Origin of the sequence: Companilactobacillus versmoldensis DSM 14857 = KCTC 3814, from assembly GCF_001434295.1 — a bacterium.
In the GTDB taxonomy this organism is placed as follows: Bacteria; Bacillota; Bacilli; order Lactobacillales; family Lactobacillaceae; genus Companilactobacillus; species Companilactobacillus versmoldensis.
On the sequence record NZ_AZFA01000008.1, the window covers coordinates 17,202 to 29,833 of the forward strand.

At 40.3% G+C, this 12,632-nt stretch carries 10 protein-coding genes; 1 reads left to right on the plus strand and 9 read right to left on the minus strand.

Annotated elements, in window-relative coordinates; translation table 11 throughout:
* Positions 1-337: 337 nt before the first annotated feature.
* The 3 genes from FC27_RS05475 to FC27_RS05485 form a co-directional block, all read right to left on the minus strand.
* On the minus strand, positions 338-1,768 hold the full coding sequence (locus FC27_RS05475) for a hypothetical protein (protein ID WP_010625130.1): 1,431 nt from the start codon (positions 1,766-1,768) through the stop codon (positions 338-340).
* A gap of 374 nt (positions 1,769-2,142) precedes the next feature.
* Positions 2,143-2,355: a DUF2922 domain-containing protein gene (locus FC27_RS05480; RefSeq protein ID WP_010625131.1), complete on the minus strand. Its 213-nt coding sequence runs from the start codon at positions 2,353-2,355 to the stop codon at positions 2,143-2,145.
* 27 nt (positions 2,356-2,382) lie between these two features.
* The gene (locus FC27_RS05485) at positions 2,383-2,592 is read right to left on the minus strand and encodes a hypothetical protein (protein ID WP_010625132.1); all 210 of its coding nucleotides are present in this window, start codon (positions 2,590-2,592) and stop codon (positions 2,383-2,385) included.
* A gap of 303 nt (positions 2,593-2,895) precedes the next feature.
* Here FC27_RS05485 and FC27_RS05490 point away from each other — a divergent pair, with 303 nt between their 5' ends.
* The gene (locus FC27_RS05490; protein WP_010625133.1) at positions 2,896-3,795 is read left to right on the plus strand and encodes an outer membrane protein assembly factor BamD; all 900 of its coding nucleotides are present in this window, start codon (positions 2,896-2,898) and stop codon (positions 3,793-3,795) included.
* 323 nt (positions 3,796-4,118) lie between these two features.
* On the opposite strand, the gene FC27_RS05495 is transcribed toward FC27_RS05490, so the two are convergent.
* From FC27_RS05495 to FC27_RS05520, 6 genes are all read right to left on the minus strand, one after another.
* Positions 4,119-4,790, minus strand: a complete 672-nt coding sequence (locus FC27_RS05495) for an amino acid ABC transporter permease (protein ID WP_010625134.1) — start codon at positions 4,788-4,790, stop codon at positions 4,119-4,121.
* Positions 4,791-4,804: 14 nt separating this feature from the next.
* The gene (locus FC27_RS05500) at positions 4,805-5,653 is read right to left on the minus strand and encodes a transporter substrate-binding domain-containing protein (RefSeq protein WP_010625135.1); all 849 of its coding nucleotides are present in this window, start codon (positions 5,651-5,653) and stop codon (positions 4,805-4,807) included.
* Positions 5,654-5,746: 93 nt separating this feature from the next.
* The gene (locus FC27_RS05505; RefSeq protein ID WP_010625136.1) at positions 5,747-7,213 is read right to left on the minus strand and encodes an amidase; all 1,467 of its coding nucleotides are present in this window, start codon (positions 7,211-7,213) and stop codon (positions 5,747-5,749) included.
* Between the two features lie 435 nt (positions 7,214-7,648).
* Positions 7,649-9,148 (minus strand): APC family permease, encoded by a 1,500-nt coding sequence (locus tag FC27_RS05510; protein ID WP_010625137.1) that lies wholly within the window; start codon positions 9,146-9,148, stop codon positions 7,649-7,651.
* 21 nt (positions 9,149-9,169) lie between these two features.
* Positions 9,170-10,540 carry an aspartate aminotransferase family protein gene (locus tag FC27_RS05515; RefSeq protein WP_010625138.1) on the minus strand — a complete coding sequence of 457 codons (1,371 nt, stop codon included), beginning with the start codon at positions 10,538-10,540 and terminating at the stop codon, positions 9,170-9,172.
* A gap of 174 nt (positions 10,541-10,714) precedes the next feature.
* Positions 10,715-12,439 carry a pyruvate oxidase gene (locus FC27_RS05520; protein ID WP_010625139.1) on the minus strand — a complete coding sequence of 575 codons (1,725 nt, stop codon included), beginning with the start codon at positions 12,437-12,439 and terminating at the stop codon, positions 10,715-10,717.
* Between the last annotated feature and the right edge of the window lie 193 nt (positions 12,440-12,632).

Here is a 12,632-nt window from a genome sequence, read left to right on the forward strand (position 1 = left end):
ATTAATTGTAATTCGTTTCGGAATCAATTTTAAACTTTACACATTTTCCATTATCGACTTGGCCCACGATGTCCCCCTTGACTCCCGAAAAAATTGGGAGTCTTTTATTTTGCCTTTGAAAATAAAACGTGTTAAATTGTTCCTGTTGAGATTGAAAGATCTCAACACAGCGTATAAATCTTAATTTTTCATTTTTACCTTAATCTGAATAAATTAATTACATGCGACCTCTTTTGTTGCATTATAAAAGCGCCTCAATCACTGATGTGAATTGAGACGCTTATTTTATAAATCTATTAAGTGAATAACCTATTTAAGAATTTTGAGTTGAACGTGATTAGTTAAATGTAACACCTGTACCTAGACGTACCCATTCGTCAGTTGATACACGGTAGTATGTATTGCCGTTAGCGTCAGTAGCCTTCTTGTCAGTTACCCAAGCAGAATTACCAGCTAAACCACGGTTAGCAGTATTACCGTTACCGTTGAACAATGTGTATACAAATCCTTCTGGACCAGCAAGGTTAACAACGTGTGAACCTGTTAAGTCTTCGATGTTACCAAGAGCATTGCTGTCAGTTGATGAACTGTCAGCAAATGTTACATCTTCAGCGTTAACCCATTCGTGAGTTGATACGTGATATTGAACTTGGCCAGTCTTATCGTTTGTACGATACTTGTCTGTTTGCCATGCAGTATCAGTAGCTAATGAACGTGATGTCAAGTTGTTGTCATCATCGTATAAGTGACCGATAGCTGAGTTAACTGTAACAACACCAGGTGCATCAGTTTCTGTCCATGAATCTTCGTCAGTAACGTTGATTTCACGAACGAATCTAAGAACTTTTGTGCCATCTTGTGCATAAAGGTTGGTTGCACGAACGTTTTGTCCGTTGATAGTGAATGTTACACCATTTTTACCATTTTGGAAGTTATCGTAGATTGATTGTACATCAACTGAATCATCCAAAGTAATGTTTACAGCTTGATAGTATGTTTGGTTAGCTTGGTTGAATGTAGCACCAGTATATTGGTTGTTGGCACTAACCTTCATAGCATCGTCAGCGTCTGTGTAAATATATTGTGAAGGATTTACATTTGTGATCTTAACATCATTACCGTTTTGATCAGTAACAGTTGCGTCAACGCTTGTACTTAATTTTGGAGTTGTTGTAGATGAATCTAAATCAACGTCCAAAGGATCAGTATAATTAACTTTCAATGAACTAACTGTTGTGTCTTCGTTGCTGTTTGTCAAAGTGATTGTCTTATCTTGGAGAGCATCACCCTTTGCGTCATAAGCAGTGATCTTCAAGTCAACGCTACCACCATTGTTTGTAGCACTTTCAACAGTTCTGCTGAAATCTTGTGCATTCAATGCAGTTCCATTTGAACCAATTCCTTCTACGCCAAATGTAACATTAGCATCTTTTAGATTAGTTTTATCTTGTCTCAAGATGTTATTAGTCAAAGCATCTTTGATGGCTGCAAAACGAACAAGTGTGTTGTATCTAAGACTTGTATTTTCAAGATTTTGTTCGATGTCGTCAAATGATGGGAATGCATCATCAGAACTATTAGTAAAGCTTGTTGAGCTGATATTTGAAAAAACCTTATCCAATGAAGCTTGTTGTGCAGTAGTTAAGTCAGCATCACTTGTAGCAGCTTGTGCTGTTTGAACATTTGAGTTCACAATTGGGGCTGCAATAGGTGCAACTGTCAAAAGAGCAGCTGCAGCAATTCCAGCATATTTAATATTATTCTTCATTTGTATCCTCCCCAGGATTTAAAATTGTAGTACATTTATAAATTAACATTCTATTGAATAATTTTCAATGATAAATGGCATTAAAAATATTACCGTGATAGGAAGTAACATCATTTTAATACGTTGAAAACCATCTTTGGGTAGATTAATTTGTAGATGTGATATACCTAAATACCAACGAGGAAATATACAACAAAATCAGCGGTTTGGAAAGTGCTAAATTGATACTTTTTTATTTTTTGAATCATTTCCTAAAACAAAAAAAAGATGCTGACTGTGGAAACGCCCACAGGTCAGCACCTTTCGCCTATTTAACGATTTGAATTATCATCCTATAAAGAAATATTACAATTTGATGAATTTTTGCAAATCGTCTAAAAAATGTGATGTTCAACACGTTCAATATATTGGGCACTAACTGTGTCCGCAAATAATGGCTGATTGTCTTTCGAAAAAAGTTGGCTTTTGGCAATTTTTTTCATTGCCTCATTTGTGGTGATCTCATCGAGATGATCTTTAGCATAACTAAAATATAGATCACGATTCTTGCCTTCGCTTGTTTTGAATCTCATTTGTAATTTTGTCATATTTATCCCCTACCGATTTTATTTTGATTACTTAGCCAATTTTTCTATTTTCAAAACTTCAACGTTAGTAATAGTTGTTCCTTCTTCAAGTAAATCCGTAATCCCGGCGATAAATAAATTAATTTGTGTAACTTCTGGGTTTGATCCAATGTCATTGAAAGCAACATGAATTTTCTTGTCACCGTATTTTTCCTTGTTTTGTAAAGTGATTTTTACTGAAGTTTTTTCCCAATCCATAAGTTGGCCTCTTTTCCTATATTGGTAAGCTCACTCGCCAGCTGGTCAAGTTAACTTACACTAGTAATAACGAGTCAGAGACCTCAAACGGAAATATTTCTTTATTAATACTATTTAAAAATATATCAAATAGCGTTATATTAAGTACTGGTATTCGTTCCTAACAAATCTCTCATCGAAGTTTGTTCTAATTTGTCAATTCCTAACGAATTACAATTTAGTAAGAAGAGCAGGCGTCCAACGCGCCTGCTCTTTTTGTTATCTCATGGTATAATCTCGTTAATACATCTTTGGAGGATACATATGAAAAGAACAATAACTTTATTAGTAACGATCAGTGCATCATTACTGTTACTTGCCGGATGTAGCTCAAGTTCTAATGGTGGCAATAATGACTTATACAATACCGCAATGGATAATGGTAATAGTGCTGTTAGTAAGAAAGACTATTCCCAAGCCCTAGCCTACTTCACCTCAGCTAATGATGCTAAGAGTGATAAATCAGCTAAAGCTAATAAGGAACAAGCTAAAAACTTAGTCGGAGCTCAAAAATCTATGAGCAACCACGACTTCAATACTGCAAAAGATCAATTGAGTGACGTGCGCAGCCAATCAAACGGCAGTTCAGCCATGAAGGATCGCGCTAAAACGATGCTATCCCAGGTCAAAAAGATCAAATCAAACCGTAGCGACCTCAACAAGAGTGTTAAAAACGCTTCTGATATGATCGACAATGGTGAGAGTTCACAAGCGATGAGTTTGCTCAAAACTGTTTTAGACTTTGACGGTATCAATGGTAAATATTATTCAGATATTTATAAGAAAGCTGTTAATCTATTAGCTGACAACGCCTCAACTAGTTCAAGCTCAACAACTACCAAATCAAATGATTCAAACGATACAACTAGTGATTCGAATAACACTAGCTCAAATAATTCAGATTCCAGCTCAAATTCAGCTGATACAAATTCATCTTCTTCTGATAGTAGTAATCCTGCCTCTAAAGGTGACTTTGATGTTGAAAGTAGAAAAGTCGATGGTAAAAAGATCACTGACAGTGACATCTCTAAAGCTAGACAAGATCTAACATCGCAAGGTGTTAAGAATGTTGCCGCCTGGAGTGACAACGATATTGTCAAAGCTATCAAGAATGCCAGTAAGGATGGTCGGACAACCATCAAGGCCTCTGATATCAAAAACTAATGTGAGACTTACATAAATATGAGCCTATATTTTATTGATGGTTAAATGCACCACTGATGACGTTCAAAATGCCATCTTTTAAATAACTTGAAAAATTACTGATTTGACCGAATACTAGTTGTAACATATAAGTTCCTCCTCAATATTTATTTGTTTGATATATAGAGTTATTTGCTAACTCAACATGGATATGGTAACACATTTTTAGTCATTTTTACTTGTCTAAAAAATGACGACCCAAAAACTCCGCTGATCTCAATAAGACCAACGGAGTTTTTGTATTTTTAAGGATTACATAATCCTGTTTCTACCATAATAATGTTTTACTCAGCTTTAACTAATGACAGAGCAGTTTCTAGTTTCGTTTGTCCAATCGTCATCAACCAACAGAAGAACCAATACAAGATGGCGATGGTGATATAAATCGTCATGTAATCTTGGTTGGCACCGGCAATGATCTTGGCTTGCATGAACATTTCGCTGACAGTGATCATCGCTGCTAGTGATGTTCCCTTAAACAAGTCCAACAAGATGCTGCCTAAGGCTGAAATCGAGATACGAAAAGCCTGAGGAAAGACAATGTGGCGCACGACTTGCCGGTAATTCATCCCAACTGAGTAGCCACCTTCCCACTGTCCTTTATCGACGGCCGCAAATGATGACCGAAAGACTTCAGATACGAAGGCACTACAAATGATCGTAAAAGAAATTATCGCTGCCGGCAGAGCTTCAGCTCCGAAACCGAAATAAATGATGAACAAAACTACTAGCATGGGAACACCGCGAATAAACGAGATGTAGATTCGGGCTGGCAATTTCAACCACTTACGGGAACTGAGCTGAGCCACTGTCAGAAAAAAGCCGATGACGGTCGCCAGGAAAAAGCTGATGGCCGTCAAAAATAACGACATCGGGAAACCTAATAAGATCTTTGGCACTGCGGAAAAAGCTAATGGAGCATTGAAAAAATTTGGGATCGAAAAATAATCAATCAAGAATGCTCCTCCAATTAATCGCTAGTAAAAGTCCGTGAAATCTTAGCTTTTGGTTTCTTAGTTACGTCAGCATGATAGAACTTCTTCGAGATCTTGGCTAAAGTACCGTCTTTCTTCAATTCAGCCAAGGCTTTATTAACTTCTTTTTGTAACTTCGTATTACCCTTCTTCATGAGCATCCCGGCACCAGCTTTGTTTTCTGGTGTCATATAGTACATATTGCTCAATAGTTTCAAACCACTGTTAGGAACAGCGGCTAAAGCCAATTTTTGTAAGTAGTAATCATTTAAGATCACGTCAGTCTTGCCACTCTTAACATCTTTCAAATAAACATCATTTGAAACATTGTCATAGTTGACAGGAGTAGCACCAAGTTTCTTAGCCAAGAGTTGATAATTAGTCCCAGCCTCGCCAGCAGCCTTCTTGCCTTTTAGATCACTCCAAGAATTGATACCGGAGTTATCTGATTTACGAACGACCATACTACTGAACGAGTGCTTATAAGGTGTTGAAAGAGCAAATTCTTTCATCCGAGCAGGTGAAATACTAAAGTCGTTAGCAGCGATATCTGCTTTACCAGTCTTGACAGCTGTTAGTTGTCCGTCGACGTTATATTCCTTGAACTCTACCTTGCGATGCAGTTTCTTGGCGACAGCCTTGACCACTTCCACGTCATAGCCAGTCAGTTTTTGTGACTTTGGATCATGAAAAGACGTTGGATAAAGTGTTCCCGATGTTGCCACGACCAAAGGTTTATTGTCCTTGTCAGCCGAAGTTTTTTGATTGGAACAACCGGTCAAGATCAGTCCAAAGAAAAACAAAACCCCTAAGAGCTTCATCCAAGCATGTTTCTTACTAAACATCAAATTAATCCTCCTTAAGATTGAAATCTTTTAGATTGTAAATTAGCTTTAATAGTTTTAGCAAGTAACAATACTTAATATATGAATATTGATTTATTTATCGATCTGTTCGGTCGAATGGAGGAATTTCAATTGCTCTTGATCTTCGAACAATTTACCCATTTGGAGCAGTAACGCTTCATCACCTTTGCGGGCTGTGAATTGGATCCCGAGTGGCAAATCATTGTCACTGACATAAGTTGGCAAGCTCAAAGCTGGTTGACCAGTCATGTTTGCCTGCTGTGTAAATGGTGAGAGCGTCAAACTACGTTCAAAGAATTCCCAGATCAAATCCAAACGTCCCGTCTTATCTAAATCATCCACGTGACGCATTTTCTCCAAAGTTTCTGGGGTCATTAATTCTTGGTCGATCTTGGGTGCGGTGTAGGCAGTCGTTGGCGTTAAGAACAGGTCATAGTCTTGATAAAACTGGTCGGCGACGTAACTTTGATTGTCCCAGAGATCGAGGGTATGGCTGTAATCGACGGCGCTGATCAGTTTGCCTGCTTGATAAATGTTCCAAGTTGTCAATTCCATGTCGTCGATGGTCAACTCGCGTTGGAGTGCTTGCTCAAGATTAGCGAACATGGCGGCTGTTTCGCCACCGTTGATGACATAGTAGCCTTTCATTAGGGCGATTCCATCGGTCTTAGGCTCGGCTTGATAAGTTGCGATGCCTTGCTGATCCAAGAAATCAACTGCTTTTTTGACTGCTTCAACGGCATCATCGGAAACTGGTGTACCAACTGGCGATTGATAACTGTAGGCTACTTTGAGATCTTTTGGCAATTCTTCTTTCGTTGCATTGAGAAATCCTGACGGATACATTGGCGTTTGAAATGGTGCGGCTGGTTGTACTGTTTGCAGGCAATCCAGCAAAGTAGCCGTATCACGGATCGAACGGGTCAAGCCAAAATTGATCGAAGCCCCTTGCCAACCCCGCCAAGTATCGGGACCCACTGGGACTCGGCCACGAGTTGGCTTTAATCCCATCAAGCCAGAAAATGAGGCTGGGATCCGAATCGAACCACCGCCGTCATTTCCTGCTGCTAAAGAGACCATATCTGAAGCCAAAGCACTGGCAGATCCACCTGACGAACCACCGGGGGAAAATTCAAGATTCCAAGGATTGCGGGTCGGTCCATAAAGGTCGGGATCGGTGATATTTTTAAAGCCAAATTCAGGTGCGTTAGTTTCACCAAGAATCAAAAAACCAGCGTCTAACAGTGCTTGGACAAAATTATCGGTCTTTGGAGCAATGTTACCAACCATCAATTTTGAACCAAAAGTTGCTGGTTCCCCTGCTAAGGATTGGCCTAAGCCTTTTAGTAGGATTGGTACACCGGCGAAAGGCCCGTCTGAATAACTTTCAGCTTTTGCTTTTTGGTCGCGTCGATGAATGACTGCGTTCAATTCCGGGTTATCTTGGTCGATTTTTTTTAGTGATTGCTCGATCAATTCAGTGCTGGAGATTTGCTTGGTTTTGACTAATTTTGCTAAAGATGTTGCATCGTAACTCATTCTTTTTCACCTCACTATTTTTTTCTTCATCATGATACCGTATTCAAATGATTTAATACACAAAAAGTGATTATTCCGGTTTTTTGGAATAATCACTTTTTTGTTGGTTTAGTTCACTTTTAATTTGCTTAGAGTACACGCGTTCTAGTTTTGATTTACTAAAAGTGCTCGCTTCTATTTTTATAGCGGAAACGTGCAAGAAACAGGCAGTTTGTTCCGCTTAACCTGAAATCGGCTCTTATTCCAATCCCAGGAATAAGTTCCGATTTCCTTTTAATGCTCGCAAACTAACCGCCTATTTTTGCACTCTTTTTTTGAAACGTGCTACCAAAGGCAGTTCGTTCCGCTTAACCTGAAATCGGCTCTTATTCCAATCCCAGGAATAAGTTCCGATTTCCTTTTAATGCTCGCGAACTGGGCGCCTTTGGTACCACTCTACTTTTGATAATTATCTTCACTTTCCTCGGCTGCTTCTGCGCGTTCGAGGTCGGTTAATTTTTTATCTTGTTTTTTGTTTAGATATGGATGACGGATGCCGTATCCGAAGTAAATTACTAGTCCGATGGCGAACCATACGCCGGCGTACATTTTTGCTTGGATATCTAAGCCCCAGAAGACTGTCAGGGCGCCGATGAAGGCGATGGCTGGTAGTACTGGGTATAGTGGCATCTTGAAACCTGGTTGTGGTAAGTCTTTACCTTCTCTTGGGCGGATTGCGTAGATGCCTAGGGAAACGAACATGAAGGCAATCAGTGTCCCGGCTGAGATCAGTTGGGCTAAGAAAGCAAATGGACAAACGGCACCGATGATGATACCAACGATTGTTAATATTAACAAAGCATTATTAGGCAAATTGTGTTTGCTTAACTTGCCGAGCCAGCTGGATAACATGCCGTCACGTCCGAAGGAATAAAGTAGACGTGAGCCGGCCATCATCATCCCGATCAAGGCAGTGAACATCCCAATAACGGCAACTGCTTGAACTATTGTGGCAATTGTTCCGTGACCTGCGTTACGGAGTGCCCAACCAACGGGTTCTGCATTGTTTGCGTAATCTGAGTAATGGAACATACCTACTAGAACTAAGGCAACAGCAACGAATAATGCTACGGCAATCAATAATGAACCGATGATACCACGTGGCATAGTCTTAGCTGGATCTTTGGCTTCAGCAGCATTAGCAGCGATCGAATCAAATCCGATATATGCTAAGAAAATCTCGGAAACACCAGCATAGATTCCTTGCCAACCACCAAAGGCTGACCCATCCGGATTAACGTGATATTCAGGAATGAATGGAACATAGTTTTGCGGATGAATAGCAGTGAGTCCCACAACGATAAATAGTAAAACGGCTAAAACTTTTAAAACAACTAGCACGTTCTCAACCCTGGCGGCGTTAGAAACTCCGTACGACAGCAAGAACGCTACTAAGGCGATAACGACTACGGCGGTGATATCAAGGATTCCTCCGTTAGACCCGAGAGTATTCGACAATGAATTCGGGAATTTCAACCCCAGCGGCCCGATCAGCCCTCGGAAATTTGCGGACAGTCCGGAGCCAACAAAGGCTACGGCGATAAAATACTCAGCTAGTAAGGCCCAGCCTGAGATCCAGCCCCAGAATTCACCAAAAACGACGTTGATCCATGAATAAGCTGAACCGGCAAAGGGCATGGTCGATGACATTTCTGCATAAGCAAACGAGACCATCCCAGCAACAATGGCGGCGGCCAAGAACGATAGTGAAACGGCGGCCCCGGCATGTTCAGCGGCAACGACTCCTGGCAAGGTGAAGATTGAAGTCGAAACGATGGTCCCGACACCTAAAGCTAGGAAATCTTTGACGGTTAAAACTCTGGATAAATGTGAATCTTTATCTTGATATATATTTGGATCCTCTCGTCGAGTCATCCTACTCCATAAACTACTCATAAAAAACTCCTCCAATTATAACTACCAGCCGATTTTCGTATCAGTCTGTGGTAAACTTACTTTCCCTGTTTTAACGGCAGTAAATGCCTGATCTAGCACTTCTAAGGCCTTATTTAGCTCGGAACGTGTAATTACCAAGGGCGGTTGAAAACGCAAGATATTACCCCTCAATGTGATAATGACGACCCCGTGTTCAAAAGCGTAATAAATGACTTTAGTTGCAAAATCGGAATCAGCAACTTTCGATTGCTTGTCTTTGACGATCTCGATCCCGCCGTTCAAACCAAACATCCTGACATCGCCGATATTTGGATGGCGTAACTGCATTTCAAGAAATTTTTTCTTGGCATATTGCCCATCAACTCGAGATTTTTCGACTAAATCATCTTGCTCGATAACTTTCAAGGTGGCTAAAGCGGCCGCACAACAAACTGGATTACCAGCTGTGGTAAAGGTATGTGCTGGTGCACCTAGACTTTCCATGATCTCTTTTTTACCAATGACCGCGGATAGCGGCATCCCTGAAGCAATCGACTTCCCAACCGAGATCATATCAGGTTCGATCCCAGGGAAATTGTCGATACTCCACATGTGACCTGTCCTGCCTAAACCTTGATTGACTTCATCGACTGCGAACAAAATACCATGCTGGCGACAAAAATTATAGACTAAATGTAAATATTCATCTGGAGCCTTGACCAAGCCGCCGTCACCTTGAATCGCTTCGACCATGACACAGGCAACTTCATCTGCGGGCAAGAATGATTCAAAGGGACGCTTGAAATCTGCGAAATATCTTTGCGAAAGCTCATGCTCAGTCTCGTTTTTCTCAGTCCGATAAGAATCTGGATAAGGTACGTGGACCACATCCGGCATCAAAGGTCCAATTTTTCGAGTCATATTCAAACTGACACCAGAAACGGCGATCGAGCCATAGGTCGAGCCGTGATAAGCATTCATGTATGAAACAATATAAGATCTACCTGTATAAGCGCGGGCAAATTTGATAATTGCATCATTGGCGTCAGAGCCTGAATTTCCGAAGACGACTTCTTTTTCGCTATCCCCTGGGGCAATCGAAGCTAGCTTTTCGGCCAGCTCTTGTTCTGGCAAATGATGGAAATATGAAGGCGTATAATGGATCAGCTTCTGAGCTTGGTCACTAATGGCCTTGACCACCAAATCATTTGTATGTCCAATGTTAGTAGCAGATGCGCTTGCCAACAAGTCAATATATTCATTTCCATCGACATCTTTTAGGATCGCTCCGTGAGCTGAATCGATCACTAGGTCGTAGTAATTGATCCGAGCAGCTGAAGCAAAATAGTTATTTTCACGTTCGATCAGACGTCTGTCTTTTGCGTGATTATGGTCAACTCTTGCAGCTTCCATAATTACACCTCCTCATTTATTTTTTTGGTAAATAAGGATATTCTAATCTTTTTCTAATTTAATCTCAATAAAAAGATAGAATTTGTCATGGTGTTTTTACAAAAATGCAATAAAAAAGGGATAACCGCAACGAATTACGGTTATCCCTTATTCTTAAATTTAATTTAATTAATCTTACAAGAATGATCTCATGATTTCTCTGAATGGAGGCAACTTAGGCATTGAGCCTTGGTCCTTCAAGTGTACGAAACCAAACTTAGCGTAACCTTTGGCTTCATCCATCATGATCTTACCAGGAAGTGGAGCTTCATCAGTAACGGCAACATCCAAAAGAACTGGTTTAGTTGGGTTACGATATTTTTCGATAGCTTCACTGAATTGTTTATCAGTTGTGATCCGTTCACCGATACCACCAGCAGCTTCAGCATACTTAGCAAAGTCGATATCAGGCAAACTGATACCATAGTTTTGCTCACCAGCTGATTGTTGCTCGTATTCGATAAAGGCCAATAGTTTGTTGTTCAAGACGATGAACAACATTGGCAAGTCGTATCTTACGGCTGTAGCAAAGTCTTGCATGACCATTGAGAAGGCACCATCACCAGCAATGGCATAGACAGGGCGTTGTGGGTAAGCAATCTTACTTGCAATTGCACCAGGAAGTGCACAGCCCATCGTCCCTAACCAAGCTGAGATAGTGTATTTCTGAGTATGCTTTGCGTCGATAAATCTAGCACCGAAAGCAGTCGATGTACCAACATCGATCGACCAGATAGTATCAGCAGGAGCATTTTCAGAGATATTGTGGAACAAGAGTGATGGCAAAACACCATCATGCTTCTTGCTATAAACATCTTTGAGCCAACTGCGCCATTGTTTCATCTTAGCTTCAGCAGTTTCAACGAATGGACGGCTAGCGACACTTTTACCTTCCTGGTTCAAACGTTTCAAGACTTGTTTAGTGTCACCTTGAATAGCGACTGTCACATTCCGACGTTTACCTAGTTTGTCACCATCGTTATCGACTTGGATGGCATCGACTTTCTTATTTAAATATGGTGCGTATGGATAATCCGTTCCGAGCATAATGACCAGATCAGCTTTTCGCATCATTTCAAAGGCAGGCTTAGTACCTAGCTTACCTAATTGACCTAAGTTATATGGATGATCATCATCGATCAAACCTTTAGCAGGCATCGTTTGGATGAAGGGAATCTTGTACTTTTCAACGAATTCTTTGGCTTCGTCCTTAGCACCTTCGATACCACGTCCAGCCAAAACAATTGGATTTGAGTGTGTTTCAATCAAGTCCAAAGCATGTCTGATCTCTGAATCATCAATGTGTAATTTCTCAAGCTTAAAGGTATCAACGTTTGGTTGATAATTATCATTGATCATATGATCAGGCACATCATCAGGAATTGATAGTACGGCTACACCACGTTTAGAAATGGCAGTTCGGATAGCTTCATCAACGATCCTTGGTAATGATTGTGGATCCATGACGATCTTATTGTAGACAGCCACGTCCTCGAACAAAACATGTGTATCAACTTCTTGGAAAAAGTCAGTATTGATCAATTTAGATTGAACAGAACCTAAAATTGCCAAGACTGGTGCATGATCCATTTTGGCGTCATACAATCCGTTTAACAGATGAATGGCACCTGGGCCCCCGATTGATAAACATGCACTGATTTGACCAGTTAATTTTGCATGAGCTGCCGCTGACAAAGCTGCGACCTCTTCGTGTAAAACGTGTGTAAATTTGATTTTTGATTGAGCTCGATACATAGCTTCGATCGTAGTATCTACAGAATCACCAGGGATCCCGAAGACATTATCGATTCCCCACTTGGACATGATGTCGACCATCTTATCTGATGCGCGTACTTTCATAATTTGCCTCCTATAACGATATCAATATATACTTTACCACTATTTTTTCACAATAAAAGTATTCTTTCAATGCTTTTATTTTCAGGGATTATTTGAAAATATAAATTATCTTGTGAAATTAATAGCTAATAATCAGAATTTTTTTCGGAGCGTTTTCTGATATCATTAAGCTATGAATACTTTTAGGAAGTGA